Genomic DNA, 23951 nt, shown 5'->3' on the forward strand with positions numbered 1-23951 from the left:
CTCCTCAGGAAAGCCACTCCGGCCGTCGCGGCGGAACGCGCCCGGTCAGCGCTGCCTCGACGCAATCGGCAAGATTGCCGAAGCGGACGGCCCGGCCGGAAAGTCCCGGGCCGTAATGGGCATATTTGCCGGAATTGGTCATCAGTGCCCGAGTCCGCGTCGGGAAGACCGGCTCGGAGATCGAGCACCAGCAGAGGTCAGGCAGCACCTGCACGCCGCTCGCTTCCAGCCGGGCAAGCGTCCCCTCGTCCCGCGCTTCGGAAATAACCTGATGGCCGGCCGTGACGATCACCGCGACATCCGCGTGGCGCTTGCGGTCGGCAAGCGCATCGGCCAGCACGCGACATTCGGACAGCGAGGCATGCGGACTGCCGATGGCGACGAGTTCGACCTCTTCCGGTCCGTCATTCAGGTGCCTCCAGGCCGCGATCATGTCGGCGCGGGAGATGGCGGATTGATCGGCATCTTCGGCGGCAGCACCATCGGCCTCGAGCGTCACGCCCTCGATATGCAGCATCGGCGCGGCCGATGTGGTGCCGAAGGCGGCACAAAGCGCCTTCAGGTCGTCACGCGAGGGTTTTGCCGTGGCGAGCCCGCGCAACAACGGAATACGGTCTGGCGCCACGCGACCGGCAAGATAGCCGATCAGCGGCCAGAACGCATCGTCAACCGCTTCGGGCAATTCCACGTCGATGATGCGCCGGGCCTTGCGATGGATGTCGAGATAGACGCCCGAGAGAGGTGCACGGCCGGTCAGCGCAATACAGAGATCGAGGAAATCCGGATGTTTCGCCGTGCGGGCGCCAAGCACGGTATTGGCGAAGATCACCGCATTGGATTCCGCCCAGGCAATGGTTTCGCCGGCTTGCGGCGCCGTGTCGAGCAGATAGGGCGAGCAGGTGAAGGTGGGGCGACAGCCCATCCGCACATAGGCGTCGGCCAGCCGCGCAGCAGGATCGCCGAAGGGGAACGGAACACCCTGCGCCTGCCAGTTGGAGCGATCGACCGAGATGGCGTTCATCGTCGCCGGCACGCGGATCTTGGCACCCATTTCCACCATCTTCTCGGCGAAGGTCAGGTTGGCGGGGCTCGCATAGATGCAGCCGTCGATATGAACCTGGGTAACATCGACAAGGCTTTTCGCGCCCTGCTGCACCGCCATGGCGCAGATGATCCGCATGGCCTGCTGCACCGCGATACCGTCACGTCCGTCAAGCATGGCATGATCGGCCTTAGTGAGGTCGAGAGCCGCAATTGCGGGCGGGGCGACAGGAAGAGACAGACCGTCGGCTTCGATCGCCGTAGCGGTGATGCGGGCGGTGTTAGCGCGCGACAGTGCCGCAAAGGCCTCCGGTGCAAGGCGCAGCACGGGCAGCGGCTTGCCGAACATTTCAGACGCGATCAACGCGCCGAGCGTCAGAACGTCCTCGGCCTCAGAAAACACCAGCGCTGCCGGCGCGCGGCCGGTGAGAACGAGATCGAGCAGAACGCCCGAGCCGGTGCAGGAGCCGCGGCTCGACGGCATGACGAGGATGCCGCCGGTAAGACAGGTGCCGTGCAACGGATGGTGCACGTCGATCACGCTCCCGGTGGCGGGATCGACCCCGCCCCAGAAGCTCAGTGCCTCCCCGGTGGCGATGACAGGGCCATCGGCCGAGCCACCGAGAATGCTGCGAGCCGCCGCCAAGTCGCTCATTTCACGACGAAGCCATGGGCGAAGGGATCGCGGTCATCGATGAAGATCGTATTGATGCCGGTCATCCGCGCCCAGCCGGCAATGGAGGGGATGATCGCATCCCGGCCCGCGACCTTCGCCGCCGCCTCGACGCGGCCCTTGAACAGCGACCCGATGATCGATTCATGCACGAATTCATCACCGACCTTCAGCTTGCCCTTGGCCGCAAGCTGCGCCATGCGCGCCGAAGTTCCGGTGCCGCAGGGCGAACGGTCGATGGCTTTTTCGCCGTAGAACACGGCGTTTCTGGCATGGGCACCTTCGACGGTCGGCTGGCCGGTCCATTCGATATGGCTGAGACCGCGGATTTCCGGATGTTCCGGGTGGACGAATTCGTATTTGGCGTTGAGCGCGGCACGCAGCTTCGGGCTCCAGCCCACCAGTTCGCCGGCGGTGTGGTCGGCCATGTCGCGGAAATTCTTCTGCGGCTCGACGATGGCGTAGAAATTGCCGCCATAGGCGACATCCACGACGATCTCGCCCAGGCCCTCGACCTCGGCCGTCAGGCCTTCCGCATAGAGGAAGCCGGGAACATTGGTCAGGCGCACTTCCTCGACGAAGCGGCCCTCCTGGCGGTAGGTGATATCAACCTTGCCGGCCGGCGCGTCAATCGACAGCCTGCCCGGCTCGCGCGGGGTGATCAGGCCGTTCTCTATGCCCATGGTGATCGTGCCGATGGTGCCGTGGCCGCACATGGGCAGGCAGCCGGAGGTCTCGATGAACAGCACCGCCACGTCGCAATCGGGTCGCGTCGGCGGATAGAGGATCGAGCCGGACATCATGTCGTGGCCGCGCGGCTCGAACATCAGCCCGGTGCGAATCCAGTCGAATTCGCGCAGGAAATGGGCGCGCTTTTCCAGCATGTTGGCGCCCTCAAGGCGCGGACCGCCGCCCGAAACGAGGCGGACCGGATTGCCGCAGGTATGTCCGTCGATGCAGGAGAATGTATGGGTGGCCATGGGTGAACCTCTGTCAGAAGCGTTGAGGCGAGAAGGAAGCGATGTCGATGGCGGGCGCCTGCGCCGTCAGCAGGTCGGTAACCAGCCGGGCGGTGCCCGCCGATTGGGTGAGGCCGAGATGGCCGTGGCCGAAAGCATAGACCACACGAGGCGTGGCGCGGGCGCGGCCGATCGCCGGCAGGCTGTCGGGCAGCGACGGACGGAAACCCATCCATTGCACCCCGCCCTCAGATTTCAGTCCGGGCAGGAAGGACTGCGCCTTTTTCAGCATGGCCTCGGAGCGTCGGAAATTCGCCGGCAGGTCGAGCCCGCCCAATTCGACGGCGCCGCCGACGCGGATGCCTGTCGAAAGCCGCGTGACGACGAATCCGTGTCCGCCGAACGTCACCTGGGTGCGCACGTCGAAGGCATCGGAGGGAAGCGTGGTATTGTAGCCACGTTCGGTTTCCAGCGGAATGTTCTCGCCGATGGTTCGCGCGATCCTGTGCGAGAAGGCGCCGGCCGAGACCACCACCTGCGCCGCCCGCCGCGTACTGCCGTCCGCGCCCAAGATCTCGACCCCGCCCTCGACAGGCTTCAGCCCCTTGACCTCGGCGCGCTCGATGACGCCGCCCTTGGAGCGGAAACGATCAGCCAGCGCAAGTGTGTAAAGCTTCGGATCGGCGATCGAGTACCAGCCGGGGGTAAAGGTGCCATGGGTGAAGCGCGGCGCGAGGCCCGGCTGGATCTCGGCCATGCCGCCGGCATCGAGGTGCCGGAATTCGATCCCGTGCTTTTCCCGCACTGTCCAGCCGGGAAGCGAGGCGTCAAGCTCCGCCTTGCTCTCATAGACCTGGAGGTTTCCCTCCTTGCGCAGCATGTGCAGCGTGCCGGTCTGATCGAGGAAAGGTTCAAGCTCTGCCTTCGAGAGATCCATCAGCGCCGTCTGCGCCGCCGTCGAATGGGCCACATGCCTTGGCGAACAGGCGCGCCAGAAGCGGAACATCCAGGGCGCGATCTTCAGCGCATAGGCCGGCGGCACGCTCAGCGGCCCCAGCGGATCGAGCAGCCATTTCGGCGCCTTCTTAAGGATGCCGGGCGAAGCGAGCGGCAGGATATCGGTAAAGGCAAAAGCCCCGGCATTGCCGGCAGAGGCGCCGGCGGCCGGACCTTCCCGGTCCAGTACCGTCACCGAAAGGCCCCGCAACTGAAGCGCCAATGCCGTGGAAAGTCCCACGACGCCGGCACCGATGACGATCACATCGGGCTGACCCTGGTTTTTCATCATGCCCTCAATGCGTCGCAGCAAGGAATTTCTGGGTCTCGACGTGCTGCGGCGCGTCGAACAGCTGTTCCGGCGAGGCGATTTCGGCCATGACGCCCTGGTGGAAGAACGCCACGCGGTCGGAGACTTCGCGCGCGAACTTCATTTCATGGGTCACGCAGATCATCGTCATCCCCTCCGAAGCGAGCATGCGCAGCGTGTCGAGCACCTCGCCCACCAGCATCGGGTCGAGTGCGGAGGTCACCTCGTCGAACAGCATATATTCCGGCGACATGGCGAGCGCCCGGGCGATTGCCATGCGCTGCTGCTGGCCGCCAGACATGCGGTTCGGATAGACCGAGAGCTTCTCGGCCAGGCCGACATGGGTCAATTGCTTGACCGCGATCTCCTCGGCCCGATCCTTCGCCAGGCCAAGCACCTTGCGCGGCGCCAGCATGACGTTTTCGAGCACGGTCAGATGCGGGAAGGCATTCCACTGCTGGAACACGATCCCGACCTTGCTGCGCAGCTTGTTGAGGTCCGTGCCCTTGGCGTGGACATCGGTGCCGTCGAGCGTGATCCGGCCGGAATCGATAGGTTCCAGACCGTTGATGCAAGTGAGTAGCGTCGATTTTCCTGAGCCCGAGCCGCCGATGACCGTGACCACTTCGCCCTTGCTGACGGTGAGATCGATACCCTTGAGGACCTCCAGCGCGCCGAAGGATTTGCGGACATTTTCAATCTCAATCATTGGGAGACCACCGTTTTTCGAGATATCCGCCGAGCCGGGCGACGGGGAAGCTGAGGATGAAATAGATGGCGCCGCATATCATCAGGATGAACAGCGGTTCCTGCAGGCGGGTGACGAGAATCTGCGAGGCGCGCAGAAGCTCGATCAGGCCGAGCCAGAGCACGAGGGCGGAATCCTTCATCACGCCGAGCGTCAGTCCGATCCAGGACGGAAGCGAGACACGCGTGGCGAGCGGCGCCACGATATAGCGCATGTCCTGCCACCAGGTCATGCCGAGCGAGCGGGCCGCGCGTCGCGTCGTCACCGGCACGGAGGAAATGCCGCCGCGCACGATTTCCGTGCAATAGGCCGCCGTATAGAGCGACAGGATCACGCAGGAGGTGGTGAAAGGAGGCCAGCCGAGCCTGGCGATGGACTGAAAGGCATTGCCGAGGACCAGCTGGATGAGCAGCGGCACCGAACGGAACACATCAAGCACGAAGGTCAGCGGTATCGACCAGTAAGGGCCGACCTGGAAGCGGATAACCCCGAAAATAACGCCGAGCACGGTGCCTGCGGTGACGGAGACGGCGGTGACCAGAAGCGTCATCCCCGCGCCCTGCGCAAGGAAGGCGAGATCACTCCAGGTGAGGGCGGTTTCGAACATCTCTCTCACCCCTCAGTAACGGAACATGCGCGAGGCGAAGGCCCGGGCTGCCAGCGTAACGGCCTTGGCGATCACATAGTAGATCACCGCGGCCAGCGCGAAAAATTCAAAGGTGCGGAAGGAGCGGGCATTCAGCTCCTGGGTGATGCCGGCAAGATCCGTATTCATGCCGACGGTGACGCCGAGCGAGGTCATCAGGATCGCCCAGACCATCTGGTTGGTGGCGGGCAGGAAGGCGATGCGCAGCATCTGCGGCATGACGATATACCGGAAAGCCTGCAGCGAGGACATGCCGAGCGAACGGCCGGCGCGCGCCTGGGTATCGGGAATGGCCTTCAGCGCACCACGGAAATTCTCCGCCAGATAGCCCGCATTGTTGAAGGCGATGCCGGCGAGCAGTGCCGCATAGGGACTGAGATGAATACCAAAATTGCCGAGGCCGAAATGGGCCATGTAGATCTGGAACAGCGCCGGCGTATTGCGCGCGACCTCGACCCAGACTGCTGCAAAACCGCTGAGGACGCGATTGCCGGACAGGCGGAACAGGGTCAGGACCATTGCGCAGGCCAGGCCGATGGCCATCGACAGAAGCGCGATCTCCAGCGTCACCAGAGCGCCGTCGAGCATCTGCGGCAAGGCCCGCAGCGCCTGGTTCCAGTGGAAGGTGTAGTTGAACATGCCGTCTTACCTCTCGGAAAGGACGAACGGCACGGGGCATTTGCCCCGCGCCGCAGAGAAGCGGTCAGATTAGCGGTAAACGCCCTTGACCGACAGGTCCGGCAGTTCGCCGCCGACCCATTTTTCGTAAAGCTCGGCATAACGGCCGGTACGAACCTGCTGGTTGACGAACAGGTTGAGGTAGTTGATCAGGCCGTATTCCTCACGGTTGGTGAAGAGAGCCACATAGTCGACATCGAACGGCGCCTTGCCGACGACCGCGATCCCGGGAAACTTGCCGGTCTTGACATTGGCCTGCGCCACGGTCGATGTGGAGACGGTGGCGTCGAGCTGACCCTGGCTCAGCGCAAGGAACACGTCCGCCTGCGTCTGGTAGGGACGGAACTCGCCCTCGCCCCAGGCCTTGACCTGCGCTTCGAGCGCGATGGCCTCGAAGGTACCGGCGGTGGCGCCGACAACCTTGCCCTTCATCTCGTCGAAGGACTTGATGCCCGACTTTTCATTGGCGGTGACCGCCATTTCAAAGGCGAAATAGGGGATCGACATGCCGACGGTCTTGGCGCGCTCCAGCGTGTCGGAGGTCGAAGCGACACCCACATCCACGCGGCCCGACATCAGTGCCGGAATCCGCTCCGGGAACGGGGTTTCGACGATTTCGGCAGTAACGCCGAGCGCCTTGGCCAGATCGTTGCAATAATCGACGTCGAAGCCGATCGGATTGTTACTGTCGTCGCGCGAACCCATTGGCGGGAAGTCGAGCACAACGGCGCAGCGCAGCGTGCCTGACGAGATGATGTCATCCAGCTTGTCGGCCTGGGCCGGGCTGGTCAGTGCGGTGGCGGCCAGGAGGCCGAATGCGAGGACCGGAATTCTCATTTAACTCTCTCCCTGAGTTGGTCTGTCGATGACAGTTCTATCCCTATTCCTCACCGCAAGCAGAAATCAAGCTAAAAATACAAAATGTATACAGATGTCGAAGAAATCGGAATTCGACATTCTCCGGGAGGCCAGTCTAACCGGAAGGCCTCCCGGTGCCTCATGATCAGGCGCGCAGATCGTCAGGCAGCAGTTCTTCCGGCAGGTTCTGGTAGGAAACGGGCCGCAGGAAGCGCCTTATCGACAGGGTGCCGACGCTGGTTGCGCCGAAATTGGTGGAGGCCGGATAGGGGCCTCCATGCACCATGGAATCGACCACCTCAACGCCAGTCGGGAAGCCGTTCACCAGAACCCGGCCCGCCTTGCGTTCCAGCACCGGCAGCAGCTGCCGCGCAGCCTGCAGATCGGCCGTGTCCATATGAATGGTCATGGTCAACTGGCCCTCGAAGCCGCGCGCCAGATGTTCCATCTCGTCCACCGAACCTACGCGAACCACGAGGCCAAGCGGTCCGAAGACCTCTTCACCCAGCGCATGGTCGGACAGGAACTTCTCGCCCGTCGTCTCGAACAGATTGGGCGATGCGGCGCGGCCCGCGGATTCAGTCACGACCAACGGCTTGACGGTGTTGCGGGTGGCAAAGCGTGCCTGCCCGTCCTGATAAGCTTTCGCGATCCCGTCCGTCAGCATGGTCTGCGGCGCCACCTTGCCGAGCGCCTCGGCAGCGGTTGCCGTGAAGCGGTCTGCGTCGGCACCTTCGACCACAACGGCAATGCCGGGATTGGTGCAGAATTGCCCGGCGCCCATGGTGAGCGAGCCCGCCCAACCCTGGCCGAGCCCTTCGGCCCGCGCCTTCAGCGCCTCGGGCAGCAGGAACATCGGGTTGACCGAGCCGAGTTCGCCGAAGAAGGGAATAGGCTCGGGCCGCGCGGCGCAGAGATCGAACAGCGCACGCCCACCGGCCAGCGAGCCGGTGAAGCCGACGGCCTTGATGAGCGGATGCTGTACCAGCGCGTGACCAACCTCGCGGTTGCCGCCCTGGATCAGCGAGAAGACGCCTGGATGGACGCCGGTCTTGCGGATGGCGGCTTCGATCGCCTCCGCGATGATCTCGCCGGTGCCGGGATGGGCCGAATGCCCCTTGACCACGACCGGGCAACCGGCAGCCAAGGCCGCTGCCGTATCGCCGCCGGCCGTCGAGAAGGCGAGCGGGAAGTTCGAGGCGCCGAAGACGGCGACCGGGCCGATCGGCCGCTGGACGAGCCGGATTTCCGGGCGTGCTGCCGGCTGGCGGTCGGGCAATGCCGCATCGACGCGGCGGTCGAGATAGGCGCCGCTCTCGATATGATCGGCGAAGAGCCGCAGCTGGCCGGTCGTGCGGCCCCGCTCGCCCTGCAGCCGCGCCTCCGGCAGGCCGGTTTCCTGGCTGCCGATCTCGGTGATCGCCTCGGCACGGGCCTCGATCTCGTCGGCAATGGCGCGCAGGAAGGCGGCACGCTCGGCGCGCGAGGAATAACCATAGCTCCAGAAAGCCTCCTCGGCCGCCTCGCAGGCGCGGTTCACCAGGTCCACGGTGCCGACGGCAAAGGCGTGGACCGGACCCTTCGCCGGCGTGGAGGCGAAAGTTCCAGCCCCGTCGAGCCATTCGCCCGCGACGAGGTGTTTTCCCTTGGGATTGAAGACCATCTGACGTTCCTTTCTTGAGAACCCGGCGTGCACTTCGACAAGAATCGGTCCATAGCGAATTGCACTTGCCGCATGAAGCCCTGTATACTCTATGTATGCACAACATCAACCACCCTGCCCGTCCCGGTCAGGCCAAGCCAGGAGACGCATGATGAGCGAGACCACCACCCTGACGATCGCCGCACTTCAGGAGCGCGTCGATACCATCTTCCGCAAGGCCGGGCTCAACGCCATCCAGGCCGGCGCCCTTGCCCGGGTGATCGTGGCCGGGGAGCGAGATGCCTGCAAATCGCACGGCATCTTCCGGATCGAGGGCGCCCTGCGCACGGTGAAGGCCGGCAAGGTAAAGCCGGATGCGGTACCGGAACTGGACTTGAACGAGGGTTCCGCCATTGTCAAGGTAAACGCCAGCGGCGGCTTCGCCAATCCGGCCTTCGAGCTCGGCCTGCCGGCCCTTGCCGAACGCGCCCGCAAGCTGGGCATCGCCGCCCTCGTCATCAACGACTGCACCCATTTTTCGGCGCTCTGGCCGGAGGTGGAAGCCGTGACCAACGAGGGCCTGGCAGGCCTCGTCATGTGCCCGAGCTATGCGACCGTGGCCCCGACCGGCGGCAACAGGCCGCTGCTCGGCACTAATCCCTTCGCCTTCGGCTGGCCGCGCCCGAACCAGTCGCCTTATGTTTTCGACTTCGCGACCTCCGTTGCCGCCCGCGGCGAGATCGAACTGCACCGCCGTGCCGGAAAGCCTTTGCCGGAAGGCTGGGCGATCGACGCTGGAGGCAATCCGACCACCGACCCGGATGCCGCTCTTGCCGGCGCCATGCTGCCCTTCGGCGGCCACAAGGGCTCGGCGATCGGCACGATGATCGAACTGCTCGCCGGCATCATGATCGGCGACCTGACGAGCCCGGAAGTGCTCGACTATCTCGGCACGACGACGCTGGCCCCGTTCCACGGCGAACTCATCATCGCCATGTCGCCGGAAGCGTTTGCCGCCGGCCGGCCCGGCGATCCCTTCGCCCGCGCCGAACTCCTGTTCGACGCCATTGTCGGCCAGGGTGCCCGCCTGCCCTCGCAGCGCCGGTTCATGGCTCGCAAGACCTCGCAAACGGAGGGCGTCACGCTAACGGCCGCCGAGATGGAACAGCTCGCCCGCCTGCTGGAGATGGGGCTCGACGCGATCGCCTGATCGCGGCCTGCGTGTCCACCGCGCGCTCTGCTCTCTCTTCTGTCATACTCGGGCTCGACCCGAGTATCCATGCTCCGACCACGCTGGTGGATCCTCGGCTCAAGGCCGAGGATGACGTCGAGAGTGGGCAAGCCAATCGGTCATGGCCAAACAAAAAAGGCCCTCCACAGGGGAGAGCCTTTCGCTTGGGAATACTAAGGCTTATGCCTTGTATGTCTGGACGGCGCCGGGGAGCTTACTCCATTCGGCATACCAGGTGTTGAACAGCTTGAACTGCGCCTCGACATAGCCGCGCTGGCTCTCGGTCAGGGCGTCGGTTTCGTTGAAATGCAGTTCATATTGCTTGTCACCCTTCAGGACCAGCATGTGCTTGAAGTAGAGAACGAGGTCCGGGCCTTCGTCGAAGGACGACAGCACGGCCAGCGCCTGTTCCAGTTCCAGCGCACGCTGCCGGGCGTCAACATCGCCGGCCGCGGCCGCCTGTGCGAGATTGCACATATGGATGACTTCCTTCGGCAGGACGCAGCCGATGCCGGTGATCGCGCCGGTCGCGCCGCAATTCACGAAGCCCTGGAACACGCAGGTATCGACGCCGATCATCAGCGAAACGCCGTCATCGCGGCTGGTGATGTTCTCGGCCGCATAGCGCATGTCGGCGGCACCGCCGAATTCCTTGAAGCCGACCAGGTTGGAATGTTCGGCGCGCAGCGCGAAGAACAGGTCCGCGCGGGTGGCAAAACCGTAATAGGGGCTGTTGTAGATCACCGCCGGAAGGTCAGGTGCGGCGGCCAAGATGGCCTTGAAATGCGCCTTCTGCGCGACCACCGACGATCCACGCGACAGGACGCGCGGGATCACCATCAGGCCCTGCGCGCCGACTTTCTGCGCATGCGCCGCATGGGCGACTGCCAAGGCGGTATTGACAGCGCCGGTGCCGACGATAACCGGTACGCCGGCCTTCACCAGGCGCTCCACGCCTTCCATGCGCTGTGCGTCGGTCAGAAGCGGCCAGTCACCCATCGAACCGCAATAGACGACGGCCGACATGCCTTCGCCGATCAGTTCCTTCGCCTTGCGGACGAGCGCATCGAAATCGGGGCTGCGGTCTTCCTTGCAAGGGGTCATCAGCGCCGGGATCACGCCGGAAAAAATCTGGGCCTTCATGTCGAACTCCTCTTAGCCTGCCTTTGCCAGCAGGGCGCCACGTCTCGCCGGCGCTCGATTCTGCGCCTTCGAAAACCATAATACCATTTGCATTTTATTTGTCGACAAGAATTCGACAGTGAATCACAATGCGATATCCAGACGCTCTTCCCGGACGAAAAGCTTGCGAATCTGCTCGACGATCTGCTCTGCATGGGCGCGCGCCAGCCGATCTGCCGCCTCGACATCGCGCTCGGCGATGACGGCGATCAATTCCTCATGCTCATCGACGAAACGCTGAGGCAGCCGGTCCTCATAGGACTGGTAGTATAGCCGCAGGATTCGCCGTCCTTCATCGAGAAGCCGGTTGAAGAGCCCGATGAAATAGGGATTGCGGCCCGCCTCGGCGATGGCCGAATGGAAAGCCGCATTGGTGGCGATCATCGCCAGCGCATCCTGCGCCTGCACGGCGGCGGCGAATTCGGCCTGGTGGGCGCGGATCGCCCGCAGATCCTCGGCGCGATGATATTGCGCCGCCAGCCGGGTGGTGACGCGATACATCAGAACGAGCGCATCGAAGAAGGTATGCATGTTGAGGAAATCGATATTCGACACCATGGTGGAACGGTTTGGCAGCGTGTCGATCAGCCCCTCACCCGAAAGCCGCACCAGCGCCTCGCGGATAGGCGTGCGCGACATCTTGAAACGCTCCGCCAGTTGCACTTCGTCGATCGGGCTTCCGGGCGGCAGCACCAGATCAAGGATTTCGTCGCGCAGAAGGTCATAGACCATCTTCACGCCGGAGCCTCGCTTGCGTTCGGGAATGACGATCGCGTCGATATTGGTCATGTGGGCGAAATCCTCCGTGAACGATTGAGATACGTTCCGCCGACGGACGGATCAACTGTTTCCGAAATTTCCGCAATAAAAGATGAGGAAGACCCACCGGATCATGGATGGTCGGCTCGCGAGCGGATGGCGGCGGACAGGTCAGACAATCCGCTTTCCCTCGCTGTCCAGAACCTTCTCTCCGTCTTCCTTTGCAAAGGCGCCCCTATGCGTCTCGGGAAGGATTTCCAGAACCAATTCGGACGGCCGCGCAAGGCGTGTTCCAAGCGGCGTGACCACGAACGGCCGGTTGATCAGGATCGGGTTCTGGATCATCGCATCGAGCAACTGGTCGTCGCTGCATTCCGGATCGTCCAGCCCGAGTTCCGCATAGGGCGTGCCCTTGGCGCGGATCGCCCCGCGCACGGTGAGGCCGGCATCGGCGATCATCTTCATAAGCTGGTCGCGGGATGGCGGGTTTTCCCGATATTCGATCACATGAGGCTCGATCCCGGCATGGCGGATCATGGCCAATGCGTTGCGAGACGTGCCGCATTCGGGATTGTGATAAATAGTGGCGTCCATGGTCAGGCTCTTTCGTTCAATGCGGCGTGGGAGGAAGACTGCCGTCATCGCTCAGATCTATAGCGCGTACGCCGCGCCCGGAACCGTCTGACCATTGGAACGCGGCGCCGAATTCCAGGCGGTGCACCGGTCTTTATTGCGGGTCTTTGGCGACTTGGGCGATGATCGAGGCCAGTTCGTCCTGGCTGAATGGCTTGGCCAGGCGAGGCAGGCTGCGATCCGAGCCTTCTGGCAGTTCGGCATAGCCCGTGGCCAGCACGATCCGCATATCCGGTTGCTGCTCGTGGATTTTCGCTGCCAATTGCGACCCCGACATGCGCGGCATGGCGTGATCGGTGATGACAAGGCCAATCTCGGGATCGGATTTGAGTATCCGCAAGGCATCCTCCCCGGACGTGGCCTCGACCGGAATATGCCCCAGATCCTCCAGCATGAGCACCGTGTTCATCAGCACGAGAGGATCGTCATCGACGGCCAGAATCCTGAGCGGCCGTACCGCGACCATATCGGCTGCCTCGCCGGCAAGATCAGCAGGCATATCGCCTTCTTCCGCCTGCGGCAGCCAGAGGACCGCCGTCGTTCCTTTGCCGATCGCCGATTCCAGAACCAGCTTACCGCCGGATTGACCCATGACACCCGCCACCATGGAAAGTCCCAGCCCCGTTCCTTTGCCGATGCCCTTCGTCGTGAAGAAAGGTGCCGTCGCCTTTTCAAGCGTCTCGGCGTCCATTCCCTCCCCTTCGTCCGTGACCGAGAGACAGATATACCGGCCCGGCTTCAGGTCGGCGATATCGCCGGCTGCAACCGTGCGGGCCTTCGCCGCAATCATCAGCGCGCCGCCATCCGGCATTGCATCGCGCGCATTGACCGCGAGATTGAGCAAGGCGCTTTCAAGCTGGTTGGCGTCGGAAAGCGCCTTGGGCAAGACAAGCGGAAAGCTTGTCTGAACGGCGATCGAGGGGCCGATCGCGCGTTGCAGCAAATCCGTCATGCCGCGCACCAGGTCGTAAATATCGGTCGGCTGAAGTTTCAATTCCTGTTTGCGGGAAAATGCGAGCATCCTCTGGGTAAGCCCGGCGCCGCGTTGGGCGCCCTGGATCGCGTTGTCGATCAGCGGAATGATGTTCCGGCCCTGCAGGGCCCGCTTGCGCGCGATTTCGAGACTGCCGAGCACCGCCATCAGCAGATTGTTGAAATCATGGGCCATTCCGCCCGTCAATTGGCCGACCGCTTCCATCTTCTGGGCCTGGAACAGCTCCTGGCGCGTCTGTTCAAGCGCGCGCTGTGCCTCCCTTTTTTCGGTGATGTCGCGCGTGATCTTGGCAAAGCCCAAAAGCGTGCCGTCGTGATCACGGATGGCGTCGATGATGACATTCGCCCAAAACCGCGTGCCGTCCTTGCGAACCCGCCATCCTTCCTTTTCGAACCTTCCCTCTTTCGCCGCCATCTCAAGAGCCTGTTTGGGCATATGGCTGAGGCGATCCTCGTCGATATAGAAGGTGGAGAAATGCTGGCCGATGATCTCCTCGGGCCGGTAGCCCTTGATCCGCTGCGCCCCGAGATTCCAGCTTGCCACCGTTCCTTCGGGATCGAGCATGTAGATCGCATAATCCGTGACGCTCTGGACGAGAAGCCGAAATTGCTCCTCGCTCCGTTGCAGATCGGCTTGCGCCAGCTTCCGCTCGGAAAGATCCCGGGTGATCTTGGCATATCCGAGCAGCTGCCCGGAGGGGTCTCGAATGGCATCGATGATGACATGCGCCCAGAAATGCGAGCCGTCCTTGCGAATCCGCCAGCCTTCGCTTTCGAAGCGGCCCTCCGAGGCCGCGGTCGCCAGGGCCCGTTCCGGCAGACCCGCAGCCCGATCCTCGGGAAGGTAGAAGCGGGAGAAATGCTCGCCGAGAATCTCCTCCCGCGAATACCCTTTCGAGCGCTGCGCTCCTGAATTCCAGCTGCTGACAGTGCCGTCCGGGTCGAGCATGAAGATAGCATAGTCGATGATGGCGTCCACCAGCAGTCGATAGCGCCCCTCGATTCCAGGAGTTTGCAAGGTTGAAACAGCAGTCATGGCACCCTCATTCATTGGCAGTAATGTGGACAGGAGCAGATGAAAGACAAGGGGAGACAGCGAGCCAGTGCTTTGTTTTCCGGCTTTTTCAACGAACCTTTCGAGAGGACGCTCGCCATCGCGATCGCCTGTTGTCCCAGGAAGCGAAAGGCTTGATATTGGCTTGGAATAGAATGCTATCCTGTGCTTCGCCAGCGGCGGACCTCTGGAACCCGCAAACCCTGCTACGAACAGAACCGGATCTGCGATGACCGACGACACCAAACCGCGCGAAGATGCGGACCATGGACGGTATGCGCAAAGTCCTTCGCAACTCCCCGCCCGTGGCCTCCGGGACGTGCTTTGGCGGGTCTATTCGGAAGTCCTTGCCGATCGGGTCACGCTGGTTGCGGCCGGGGCGACCTATTTTATCCTTCTGTCCCTGTTCCCGGGCATGGGCCTGCTGGTTTCCATCTACGGCTTCATATCCGATCCCGCCGACCTGGCGCTCCAGATGGGTTTTCTGGGCGATATCCTGCCGCCGGGCACGTTCGGACTGATCCTGCCGCAGCTCGAGGCTCTGGTCAGCAAAGGCAAGTCGGAGCTGAGTTTTGCCTTCGGCCTCAGCCTTATGCTCGCCTTCTGGAGCGCGACCAGCGGCGTCAAGGCGCTTTTCGATGCGATGAACATTGCCTATGGCGAGACGGAGAAGCGCAGTTTCATGCGGCTCAATCTGCTGGCATTCGGGTTCACGCTCGCAGCTATCCTGGTGATCATGCTGCTGACCGCGATCATCGGCATTCTCCCGCTGGTGCTTGAGGCTCTCTATCTCGACCAGTGGACCGAATTCCTCGCAAAGATCGCCCGCTGGCCGTTCGTTCTTCTCCTGACCGGCGGCGCGACCATCGTCATCTACCGATATGGCCCCAGCCGCGAGAAGGCCAAGCTTCGCTGGCTGACCTGGGGTGCCGCCTTCAGCACGCTTACCTGGGCGATCACGACGATCGGTTTTTCGATCTATCTGCTGAACTTCGCATCCTACAACGCCACCTATGGAGCCCTTGGCGCCTTCGTCGGCTTCATGGTGTGGACCTGGCTTTCGATCACCATCCTCATCGTCGGAGCCGAGCTGAATGCCGAGTTGGAACACCAGACCACTTGCGATTCAACGACGGGGGCGCCCGTTCCGATGGGGGAGCGCGGAGCGGTGATGGCCGACACGGTGGGAGAAGCCGCAAGGTGACATGCAGGAAAGCGGCGCTATAGCGCGCGGCTGTCATAGGCCCATTGCAGAAGCGCCTGCCTTTGCTTCGGACGGCAATACCAGTCGGACGGATGGCAGTGATTGCGGACCTGCGCGACATGGCGGCTCATCGCCTTCCAGCGCCTCACCTGCCGTTCGTCCTCGTCTTCAATCCGCCTGCCCATGAAATAGCGGCAATACCACTGGAACCAGCCGCGCGGATCGTCTGGATAGATCCAGCCCTTGGCCTGCCAGACGCTGAGCGGCTGGCTTGCCGCGACCTTGAAAAAATTGAGCCTGGGATCGCGCCGGGAAGAAAGCCTGGCGTTTTCGAACCATTCATCCGGAAATTCCTCCCGGCAATCGGTCATGTATTTTCCGCCGAAAATGCCCAGTTCCAGCATTTCGGAAGGCGTCAGGTCCGGCTTGAAGTCGGCATGGAAATCTGCTCCGACCGGCGCGATGCGTGCATATCGATAACCGTGCTGCATCCGGTCGTTCACCTCCACCCATTGATCAACCATGGTCGAGCCTTTGCTTCACGTGTTTCATTGCTCGTCGTCGAACGACGAAATACCAGGGCGTCTCCGGTGCCATATATGAAGGATCGGCAAATCTGCCACGTCTCGCGTTCGCGGGCAGTTATATGGATCTTTAATCGAGGAAAACCCTGACGCTTGCGGCACGTCCGGCTGCATCGATCACCGTCAGCGTCGAATAGCCGGCGCCGTCCGGGCGCCATTGGCTGACGCGGCGGCGCGAGGTCTCAGGCAGCGGCCTGCCATTGGCAAGCCAGCGGAACGGCGCCCTTCCCCCCTGTAGTTTCAGGACCAGCGGCATCGGCGTGCCGGACATATCGGCGCCGAGTTCGACGCGTGCGCCCTCCGGCGGATAGACGATCTGCGGGGCCGCTTCCCGGATAGTCGCGGAAACGAGGCCGCTTGCGGTGAGCGTGAAGCGCCGCTGGCTGATCGGCAATTGCGACTGGGCAATGCGCACGGCGCCGGGTGGCGCGCGCGGCAGCGGCGTGACGGCAAGCCCTGATTTGGCAAATCCCTCGAACAGAATGGGTGCCGCCGACGCGTAGCCGGTCAGGCCCGGAACCGCGCCATTGTCGGGCCGGCCCACCCAGACGCCGAGCACGTGGCGGCCGTCATAGCCGACCGACCAGGCATCGCGGTAGCCGTAGCTCGTTCCGGTCTTGTAGGCGATGCCGCGCTTGACGGCACCGGCGGGCGGCAATACGCCGGACAGAATATCGGCGACCTGCCAGGTGGCCGGCGGATCGAGCAGCGGCTCGCCCTCGATCACGCCCGGCTCGGCATGGATCCCGTCGCCAAGCCGCACCGGCTTGCCGCGATTGGCAAGCGCCGCATAGAGTTGCACCAGGTCCTTGAGATCGATGCCCAGCCCGCCGAGCCCGATGGCAAGGCCGGGCGTTTCGTTCGGCGGCAGGAGCGGCCGGACCTCGGCGCGCCGGAAGCGCATCATCAGCCGGCTCGGGCCAACGCTGTCGAGCAACCGCACGGCCGGGACATTGAGCGACAATTGCAGTGCCTGGCGGATGCTGACGTCACCCTGATAGGTCATGTCGAAATTGCGCGGACGATAGCCGAAGAAATCGGCGGGACGGTCCTCGATGATGGTTTCCTGGGAGACCAGTCCCTCCTCGAAGGCAAGACCGTAGATAAAGGGTTTCAACGTCGAACCGGGCGAGCGCGGGGTCCGGGTCATGTCGATCCAGCCGGAGCGGCTGGCATCGAAATAGTCGGCGGATCCCAGCTCGGCGATGATCTCGCCGGTCTTCGCATCGGCCATGACCATGGCGATCGATACTTTCGGGCCGAGACGGGCAGCCGCATCCCTGGCCACCTGTTCCAGCCCGCTCTGGACCGTCCGGCGCAAGGTCGTGTGGTGCTGGACGGCCTTCGGCGCCTTGCGCAGTGCTGCTTCGGCGAGATGGGCAGCGAAGGCGGGCATCTGCAGGCGCCGGGCGGGGACGGCAACCGCCCCGGCGCGCTCCGCCTCCCCTTCCCCGATGACGGCGGCGACGGCCATGCGTTCGAGGACGCGCTGACGCGCGGTTTCCGCCGCTTTCCGGTGACGGTCGGGACGGCGCCTCTCTGGCAATTGCGGCAGCGCCACCAGAAGCGCCGCCTCCGATACGCTCAGCCGCCGTGGCTCCCTGCCGAAATAGGCAAGGCTTGCGGCGCGCACGCCCTCCAGATTGCCGCCATAGGGCGCATGCGTCAGGTAGAGATCGAGGATTTCCGCCTTGTCCAGCCGCCGCTCGATCTGCACGGCGCGCGCCAGCTGGCGCAGCTTGGCGGCAAGCGAGCGCTCCTCGCGAGGCTCGATCAGGCGCGCCACCTGCATCGAAAGCGTCGAGGCGCCCGAGACGATGCGGCCATGACTGGCGAACTGCCAGGCAGCTCGCATCAATGCCCATGGATCGACCCCGCCATGCTGCCAGAAGCGCTGGTCCTCATAGGCGACGAGCATGTGGATAAATTGCGGATCGACGTCCTTGGCCGCTGTTTGCAGCCGCCAGCGGCCTTCCGGCGTGGAAAAGGCGCGCAGAAGCTCGCCGTCCGCATCGAGCACTTCGACAGAGACTGTGCGCGCCTGATCGAGCGGCGGCGGATAGGCGCGATCGGCGGCATCGAGACCGGCCAGCGCCGCCATGCACAACAGCGTGGAGCCAATCCATGCGGCGCAGATTTCTCGCCAGAACGACATTATTCGACCGCCTGGACCTCCATGCGCCCCATGGCGGAGCGCGCGGAGAATTGCGGCCGGTACATGTCCTCTACACTGGCGGCCGGATGATCATAAGTGCCGGGCGTAACGGCGCGAACGACATAAGCAACCGTGATCGATCGGTTGTCGCCGGCCGATCTGTCGAAGGCGGCAACGAAGCGGTCACTGCGGAACTCCGTATGTGCCGCCTCGACCTCGCCGATCCATTCGAAATTGGACAATTTCGCGCTATCGACAAGGCTCGGATTGTCGATCTCGAAACCTGCCGGCAAAAGGTCGGTGATCAGCACCCGCGACGGCCAGTCATTGCTTTCGGTGGCATTGATGACCACGACATAGCGCTCGTTCTGCCGGGCCTCGGTGACATTCGCCGCTTCGCCATCGAGCGTGTAGTAGCTGCGCTCGATGGTGAAGCCGTTGCCGCCGGCCGGCAGCGGATAGGCCGGCGCCGCCACCGTCGTCACCATCGCCGTCACAGGGTCGTTCGACCTGTTGGTGACCGTGACCGGTTGGTCGAGAATGTCGTCGCCGGTCATGCGGGCGGCATAGCCGCCGCTCTGCGGCGCGCCGTTGATCTCGAGCATCAGATCCCGGTCGCCACCCTGGATGGCGCGCGCCGCCAGCAGGGTCCACATCTGCTCCTGGGTGCTCGTATAGGATTGCCGCTCCCATTCGCGCGCGACGATCTTTGCCATTTGCGGAATGATCGTCGGCACCGGCCGGCTTTCGGCGGCCAGCGTCAGGACGGCGGCATCGTCGCGCAAGGGCGAGCCGTAGTCGGAGCGGGCAAGGCTGATGGAGGCTGCCGTCGAAGACATCTCAAGCGCTTCCCTGAAGATGCTTTCCGACCGCTGGGCATCGCCATAAAGCGCAAGCGCTGCCGCCAGATGACCCTTGGAAAGGGGCGTCGGAAATTCGGCAAGCTTCGTATCGGCATAATAGCGGAGATCGCTGATCGAGGCTTTGCGGTTTCGTGCCAGGACATAGAGGGAGTAGGCGATCTCATTGCCCTGGCTCTTCATGTCGACATCGTAGCTAAGCGCATTCTGCAGATTGTCGAGCGCCTGCACCATGGCCTGGTCCGGCACCTGGTACTTCTGTTCGCGCGCCCGCGTCAGGAAATCGGTGACATAGGCGTCGAGCCAGAGATCGCCCGAACCGGGGCTCCAGAGCCCGAAGCTGCCGGTGGACGACTGATTGGACAGTACCCGATAGATTGCTTCCTGAACCCGGCCCTTCACGGCATCATCCTCCGGCAGGCTGGATTTTTCCGAAAGCTCGCTGAGATAAAGGAGCGGCAGGGCCCGGCTGGTGGTCTGTTCGGTGCAGCCATAAGGATAGCGGTCGAGCGAGGTGAGCAATGCCGGAATATCAAAGGCGGCCGAGCGCGTCACATTGATGCTGACGGCCGAACCCTGCAACATGCTTTCGGCCAGCAGTTCGCCGTCCACCGTGAGGCTTGCATTCGGACTGAGGGTAACGGGATGACGCGTCGTCACCGGCAGGGCGGCGGGACGCACCGGAACCGACACCGATTGCGTCAGCGACAGCCCGTCGGCACTCGAAAGCTCGATCGAAATATCGCCGTCACCGGGATGAACGGCCGAGAGTGGCAATGTCACATCGAATTTCCCGCCCGGCTGAACGCTGAAGGTCTGCTCGGCCTTGGCCGTGTCGATCACGACCGCGGGGCTGCTGGTCAAGCGGAGTGTCAGGTCGCCGGCCGGATGATCGGTATTGGCGATATCGAGCCGCAGTTCCGCCTTGTCCCCAGGCGCCAGGAATTTCGGCAGGCTCGCCGTGACGACGACGGGATCACGAATGATGACATCGGCACTGGCATGGCCGACGCCGGTCTTCGACCAGGCGACCGCCATGACCCGGGCAGTGCCGTTGAACTGCGGAATGTCGAAGCTGACGATGGCCTTGCCATCCGCGTCAAGCTCGACCGGGCCGGAGAAGAAAGCCACGAGTTTTTCCTTGGGCGGATTGCCCTGGAGCGGCAGTTGCCCGCCGTCGCCGCCGGTGCGCAGACGCCCGGTCGTGCCGAGCGAACCGTCGATCAGCCGTCCGTAGAGGTCTCGGATTTCCAGGCCGAGACGGCGCTGGCCGAAATACCAGCCGTCCGGATCGGGGACTTCATAGCGCGTGAGGTTGAGAATGCCGACATCGACGGCGGCGATCGTTACATAGGCTTCCTCGCCCACCCCTGCCCCGGCCACTTCGACCGGGATATTCAACGTCTGCCGCGGCAGCGTCTTTTCCGGCAGGTCGAGCGTAATGGAAAGCTTGCGTTCGGCGGGATCGACGGGCAGCCATTTGATGCCGATGGCGCGCATCGGCATGCGGCTTTCCTGCGCATCGCCGGGCCGATAGAGGGTGGCCGAGACATAGGCGCCGGCGCCAAAATCCTCCGTTACAGGAATGTCGATTTCACCGCCTTCGGCAGGGATCGTCGCCGTCTTCGTCGCGACCAGCTTTTCCGAGCCGATGGTAACGAGAACCTCGCCGGCGAAGCGCGGCGAAATGCGCAATTTGGCGGTATCGCCGATAGCATAGTTTTCCTTGTCCAGGGCGATCTCGAGACCGTCTGGCGTTTCGGTCGAACTGGCGGCGACATACCAGCCGGAATCGAACTCCACGCTTGAGGCCGGCCCGTCGGCTTCCGGGCTTTCCACTTCCAGCCGGTAGCGGCCCCAGCCGGCGGAGAGGGAAATCTCGCCGCCATCCTCGGTGAGATCGAGCTTGCCGGTGGAAACCTGCTTGGTGGAGAGCACCGGCTCGTATTTCCAGGTCGTGCCGTCACGGTACCACTGGTAATCCTGCTCGACCCGCAGCAGCTTCCAGTTCAGGCCGGTTTTCGCCTGCTTGCGGCCGTCCGCGTCGATGCTGATGACATGGAACTTGCCAACGGCATTTTCCGCCAGCTCGCCCGAGAATTCCGGCTTGATGCCGATCATCGCGCCGTCCGCCTTGACCGGCAGCACGAGAGATCGTTCGACCGCCCGGCCCCCGGCCTCCTGGACCCGCACCGTGATCGTCGCATTTAGCATCTGGGTGGTGGACGGCGTTTCCGTCAGATCGACCTCGAAGCTCGCCTTTCCGTCCTCGTCAAGCGGCACCAGGCCCTCGAGCGGCGTGCGGCTGTCTTCCGTCGCCTCCTCGTCGGCGAGGCCGAAGACATAGCCGTTGAAATCGGCATTTTCGCGGGTCGGCTTCAGGGCCAGTTCGCCTTCCAATTCAAGGCCGGCCGCCGGGGCGCCGTAGAGGTAGCGACCGTCGATGGTGATCGGCGTCGGCGTGCCGATCTCGATCGCCTCGGCCGTGCTTTTCATGTCGAACTCGACGCGGTCGGGCACGAAATCGTCGACCTGGAACTGCTTCTCGCTGATCGCCGTGCCCTTCGGATCGGTGAACAGCCGGACGGTCCAGGTACCGCGCATCGCATTCGGCTGCAGCGCAAGATCCAGCGAATAACCGCCCGCCTGGCCGCCATCGCTGACGATGCGGCGGTCTTCGACGCCGTCGGGGCGCGTGAAGATGAAGGTGAGCGGCAGTTTCTCGATGGCGACCGAGGCACTGTCGCGCGCAAGGGCGGACACATGCACGGTTTCGCCAGCACGATAGATGCCACGCTCGGTCCAGGTCATGACGTCGATGGCGCCGGGTGCTGCCCGCCCGGTGACGCCGCGATCCGACAGATCGAAGCCGGCGCGGGTGAGATCGAGAAACACATAGTCGCCGGTGCTGCTTTTGGCGGTGATGACGGCCGGGGACATCGCGGCCGTACCGCGCAGCAGGCCGGCATCGAATGTCGCGCGGCCATCGTCGTCGGTGGTGGCGGTGCCGAGGACTTCGTTGTTCTTGGCAAGCAGGGTGAGTTCAAGCCCCGGCAATTGCCTGGCACTGGCGAGCGAGCGGGTAAAGACCGAAAGTCCGTCCGTGCCGGAATAGGTGGACAGGCCGATATCGGAGACGACGAACCATTGCGTCGCCTGGCTGTCCCATTCGTTCCTTGAGCCCGTCGCCGAGACGGCGGTCAGGACATAGACGCCGGGCTTGCGCTCAGGCAGCGCCTCGTCGACGGGAAAGCTCGTGACAACGTCACGGTTCAGGTCGGTGGCGATGTCGATCGCCCCCTGCCAGACCATTTCGCCGTTTTCCTCCTCGATCCGCCGGGCGCTGTAGCCGTCGAGTTGGGTCAGGAACTGCGAATTGGCGAGAAGCGAAGCGATGTTGCGATCGCCGACGCGGTAGAGCTTGAGATTGGCGCTCGTCGTATTGACCGAGACGATCGGTATGCCACGCCGCGCCGTTCCCGGCAGGACGAAGCTGTCACCGGTAAAGCGCACCATCGCGGCGCGATCGGGGATATAGAGATCGAGATTGACCTGCGCGGCCAGCGGCTCGTCGGCGATGGAGGACGGCAGGCCTTGCCGTAGTGCCAGCTTGTAGCGCTGGCCATGACTGAGGCCTTCGACGCAGATTTCGCTGCCCTTGGCTTCGAGCGCCCGGGGGGCGGCGCCATCGAGGATGACGAAGGGCGCGTAATCGACGCCGCTCTTGACCAGTGGCTCGGAGAACTGCACGCAGACCCGTGGGCTGGCACTGTCGGAATCGATCTTGTGCTCGGTCACGCGAAAACCCTGCCGGGCCTTCAGATCCTCGTAGGAAGAACGCACGGTCTGCGCCTCGACCAGTTCGAGGCTCGCCTTGTAGGCGCCGAGCGATGCGCGAAAATTCTCCGAATTCTGCAGCGCGGTCGCAAGCACGGCGAGCGCGTCGGCGCGCATCGAGGTGGTCCGTGTCAGCTGGTAGCCATTGAGCGCGGCGATTGCCGCCTGGGCCGCAAAGCCGGTATTGCCGTAGACACGGTTGGCGGCACGGGCCGCCTCGATCCACAGATCACCGTCTTCCGGCGTGATCGCCAGGGCGCCCTGGAACGCCTTCAGCGCCGGGGCAATATTGCCGGCGGCCAGCTCGCGGTAGGCGGCCGCCTTCAGTCCGGCGATCCCCTGACCCTCCTGATCCGCTTCCAGCGCCAGTTTGGCCTTGGTTACACGGGCGTCCTCGACAAGCTGTTCGGTCACGAAGGAGAGCGCCGGCGGCGCGCCGATATCGGGGCCGGCGGAGCTCACTTCAACGATCTTTCCTGCCACCGCGCCGGCAAAGCTGTTCAGCGTGTTGTAGTCGGATTTCAGGAAGCACCATTTCACCTTGGGATTATAGGTGAAAGCGCGGCAGGAGGCGTCCGCTATGCAGGCGTTCTCGCATTCGGGCAAGGAAATATCCTGCTCCGTCCTGAGGTCGAAACCGAAATAATCGCCATCCTGCGTAAGAACGACCTGCCGGTCCGCCGCCTGAGCCGCGGGCAGGAACATCATGGCGCCAAGAATGATCGCTGAAAGCCGGATAAGCGCGCGCATAGACAAAAGTCCTCCCCAACGCTGCCGTTTGACCGGTTTCACTCTTTCGTCTTGCCCGTAACTTGTCAACCGAACACAGGACCTGCCCATCCAGTGAAGGGGAGACACCACCGTCGCCGTCATGAGTTTTCGAGGCTTCGGCGGGCGGCAAGGAACGG

At 63.5% G+C, this 23951-nt stretch carries 17 protein-coding genes; 2 read left to right on the top strand and 15 right to left on the bottom strand.

Annotated features, from left to right (window positions below):
- Positions 1 to 4: 4 nt before the first annotated feature.
- From ASD31_RS17780 to ASD31_RS17815, 8 genes are all read right to left on the bottom strand, one after another.
- Entirely contained in the window at positions 5 to 1696 is a 1692-nt protein-coding gene (locus tag ASD31_RS17780; RefSeq protein WP_056336741.1) for an aconitase X, read from the bottom strand.
- Positions 1693 to 2694, bottom strand: coding sequence for a 4-hydroxyproline epimerase (locus ASD31_RS17785; RefSeq protein ID WP_056336744.1), 1002 nt, complete (start codon positions 2692 to 2694; stop codon positions 1693 to 1695). The genes ASD31_RS17780 and ASD31_RS17785 overlap by 4 nt, the downstream gene beginning before the upstream one ends.
- A 13-nt stretch (positions 2695 to 2707) precedes the next feature.
- Positions 2708 to 3958 (bottom strand): NAD(P)/FAD-dependent oxidoreductase, encoded by a 1251-nt coding sequence (locus ASD31_RS17790; RefSeq protein ID WP_056336748.1) that lies wholly within the window; start codon positions 3956 to 3958, stop codon positions 2708 to 2710.
- A gap of 7 nt (positions 3959 to 3965) precedes the next feature.
- A complete protein-coding gene (locus ASD31_RS17795) occupies positions 3966 to 4688 on the bottom strand; it encodes an amino acid ABC transporter ATP-binding protein (RefSeq protein WP_056336752.1) in 723 nt (240 codons plus the stop codon).
- Positions 4681 to 5334, bottom strand: a complete 654-nt coding sequence (locus tag ASD31_RS17800; protein ID WP_056336754.1) for an amino acid ABC transporter permease — start codon at positions 5332 to 5334, stop codon at positions 4681 to 4683. Before ASD31_RS17800 ends, ASD31_RS17795 begins: the two co-directional genes overlap by 8 nt.
- Before the next feature lie 12 nt (positions 5335 to 5346).
- Complete coding sequence (locus ASD31_RS17805) at positions 5347 to 6012, bottom strand: amino acid ABC transporter permease (protein ID WP_056336757.1); 666 nt, start codon at positions 6010 to 6012, stop codon at positions 5347 to 5349.
- A 69-nt stretch (positions 6013 to 6081) separates the two neighbouring features.
- Positions 6082 to 6888 (bottom strand): transporter substrate-binding domain-containing protein, encoded by an 807-nt coding sequence (locus tag ASD31_RS17810; protein WP_056336760.1) that lies wholly within the window; start codon positions 6886 to 6888, stop codon positions 6082 to 6084.
- Between the two features lie 166 nt (positions 6889 to 7054).
- Complete coding sequence (locus tag ASD31_RS17815) at positions 7055 to 8572, bottom strand: aldehyde dehydrogenase (NADP(+)) (RefSeq protein ID WP_056336763.1); 1518 nt, start codon at positions 8570 to 8572, stop codon at positions 7055 to 7057.
- 151 nt (positions 8573 to 8723) lie between these two features.
- Between ASD31_RS17815 and ASD31_RS17820 the strand changes: the two genes are divergently transcribed.
- The gene (locus ASD31_RS17820; protein ID WP_056336765.1) at positions 8724 to 9761 is read left to right on the top strand and encodes an Ldh family oxidoreductase; all 1038 of its coding nucleotides are present in this window, start codon (positions 8724 to 8726) and stop codon (positions 9759 to 9761) included.
- A gap of 201 nt (positions 9762 to 9962) precedes the next feature.
- Here ASD31_RS17820 and ASD31_RS17825 read toward each other — a convergent pair whose 3' ends face one another.
- The 4 genes from ASD31_RS17825 to ASD31_RS17840 all read right to left on the bottom strand — a co-directional run bounded on the left by ASD31_RS17825 (position 9963) and on the right by ASD31_RS17840 (position 14385).
- Positions 9963 to 10925 carry a dihydrodipicolinate synthase family protein gene (locus ASD31_RS17825; RefSeq protein WP_056336769.1) on the bottom strand — a complete coding sequence of 321 codons (963 nt, stop codon included), beginning with the start codon at positions 10923 to 10925 and terminating at the stop codon, positions 9963 to 9965.
- A gap of 123 nt (positions 10926 to 11048) precedes the next feature.
- On the bottom strand, positions 11049 to 11753 hold the full coding sequence (locus tag ASD31_RS17830; protein WP_056336772.1) for a GntR family transcriptional regulator: 705 nt from the start codon (positions 11751 to 11753) through the stop codon (positions 11049 to 11051).
- 141 nt (positions 11754 to 11894) lie between these two features.
- Positions 11895 to 12317 carry an arsenate reductase (glutaredoxin) gene (gene arsC / locus ASD31_RS17835; protein WP_056336775.1) on the bottom strand — a complete coding sequence of 141 codons (423 nt, stop codon included), beginning with the start codon at positions 12315 to 12317 and terminating at the stop codon, positions 11895 to 11897.
- A 133-nt stretch (positions 12318 to 12450) separates the two neighbouring features.
- The gene (locus tag ASD31_RS17840) at positions 12451 to 14385 is read right to left on the bottom strand and encodes a PAS domain-containing sensor histidine kinase (protein ID WP_056336778.1); all 1935 of its coding nucleotides are present in this window, start codon (positions 14383 to 14385) and stop codon (positions 12451 to 12453) included.
- 247 nt (positions 14386 to 14632) lie between these two features.
- Here ASD31_RS17840 and ASD31_RS17845 point away from each other — a divergent pair, with 247 nt between their 5' ends.
- The gene (locus ASD31_RS17845) at positions 14633 to 15607 is read left to right on the top strand and encodes a YihY/virulence factor BrkB family protein (RefSeq protein ID WP_056336782.1); all 975 of its coding nucleotides are present in this window, start codon (positions 14633 to 14635) and stop codon (positions 15605 to 15607) included.
- Positions 15608 to 15624: 17 nt separating this feature from the next.
- On the opposite strand, the gene ASD31_RS17850 is transcribed toward ASD31_RS17845, so the two are convergent.
- The 3 genes from ASD31_RS17850 to ASD31_RS17860 form a co-directional block, all read right to left on the bottom strand.
- Positions 15625 to 16131 carry a hypothetical protein gene (locus ASD31_RS17850; RefSeq protein WP_056336785.1) on the bottom strand — a complete coding sequence of 169 codons (507 nt, stop codon included), beginning with the start codon at positions 16129 to 16131 and terminating at the stop codon, positions 15625 to 15627.
- A 130-nt stretch (positions 16132 to 16261) separates the two neighbouring features.
- Complete coding sequence (gene pbpC, locus ASD31_RS17855) at positions 16262 to 18346, bottom strand: penicillin-binding protein 1C (RefSeq protein WP_056336788.1); 2085 nt, start codon at positions 18344 to 18346, stop codon at positions 16262 to 16264.
- Positions 18346 to 23793 carry an alpha-2-macroglobulin family protein gene (locus ASD31_RS17860; RefSeq protein WP_056336790.1) on the bottom strand — a complete coding sequence of 1816 codons (5448 nt, stop codon included), beginning with the start codon at positions 23791 to 23793 and terminating at the stop codon, positions 18346 to 18348. Before ASD31_RS17860 ends, pbpC begins: the two co-directional genes overlap by 1 nt.
- Between the last annotated feature and the right edge of the window lie 158 nt (positions 23794 to 23951).

Origin of the sequence: Rhizobium sp. Root482 (genome assembly GCF_001426565.1) — a bacterium.
Classification (GTDB): Bacteria; Pseudomonadota; Alphaproteobacteria; order Rhizobiales; family Rhizobiaceae; genus Pararhizobium.

Bases quoted from the DNA above. Each gene is read 5' to 3' on its own strand.
- ASD31_RS17780 (WP_056336741.1), bottom strand. From the start codon at position 1,696: ATGAGCGACTTGGCGGCGGCTCGCAGCATTCTCGGTGGCTCGGCCGAT.
- ASD31_RS17785 (WP_056336744.1), bottom strand. From the start codon at position 2,694: ATGGCCACCCATACATTCTCCTGCATCGACGGACATACCTGCGGCAAT.
- ASD31_RS17790 (WP_056336748.1), bottom strand. From the start codon at position 3,958: ATGAAAAACCAGGGTCAGCCCGATGTGATCGTCATCGGTGCCGGCGTC.
- ASD31_RS17795 (WP_056336752.1), bottom strand. From the start codon at position 4,688: ATGATTGAGATTGAAAATGTCCGCAAATCCTTCGGCGCGCTGGAGGTC.
- ASD31_RS17800 (WP_056336754.1), bottom strand. From the start codon at position 5,334: ATGTTCGAAACCGCCCTCACCTGGAGTGATCTCGCCTTCCTTGCGCAG.
- ASD31_RS17805 (WP_056336757.1), bottom strand. From the start codon at position 6,012: ATGTTCAACTACACCTTCCACTGGAACCAGGCGCTGCGGGCCTTGCCG.
- ASD31_RS17810 (WP_056336760.1), bottom strand. From the start codon at position 6,888: ATGAGAATTCCGGTCCTCGCATTCGGCCTCCTGGCCGCCACCGCACTG.
- ASD31_RS17815 (WP_056336763.1), bottom strand. From the start codon at position 8,572: ATGGTCTTCAATCCCAAGGGAAAACACCTCGTCGCGGGCGAATGGCTC.
- ASD31_RS17820 (WP_056336765.1), top strand. From the start codon at position 8,724: ATGAGCGAGACCACCACCCTGACGATCGCCGCACTTCAGGAGCGCGTC.
- ASD31_RS17825 (WP_056336769.1), bottom strand. From the start codon at position 10,925: ATGAAGGCCCAGATTTTTTCCGGCGTGATCCCGGCGCTGATGACCCCT.
- ASD31_RS17830 (WP_056336772.1), bottom strand. From the start codon at position 11,753: ATGACCAATATCGACGCGATCGTCATTCCCGAACGCAAGCGAGGCTCC.
- arsC (WP_056336775.1), bottom strand. From the start codon at position 12,317: ATGGACGCCACTATTTATCACAATCCCGAATGCGGCACGTCTCGCAAC.
- ASD31_RS17840 (WP_056336778.1), bottom strand. From the start codon at position 14,385: ATGACTGCTGTTTCAACCTTGCAAACTCCTGGAATCGAGGGGCGCTAT.
- ASD31_RS17845 (WP_056336782.1), top strand. From the start codon at position 14,633: ATGACCGACGACACCAAACCGCGCGAAGATGCGGACCATGGACGGTAT.
- ASD31_RS17850 (WP_056336785.1), bottom strand. From the start codon at position 16,131: ATGGTTGATCAATGGGTGGAGGTGAACGACCGGATGCAGCACGGTTAT.
- pbpC (WP_056336788.1), bottom strand. From the start codon at position 18,346: ATGTCGTTCTGGCGAGAAATCTGCGCCGCATGGATTGGCTCCACGCTG.
- ASD31_RS17860 (WP_056336790.1), bottom strand. From the start codon at position 23,793: ATGCGCGCGCTTATCCGGCTTTCAGCGATCATTCTTGGCGCCATGATG.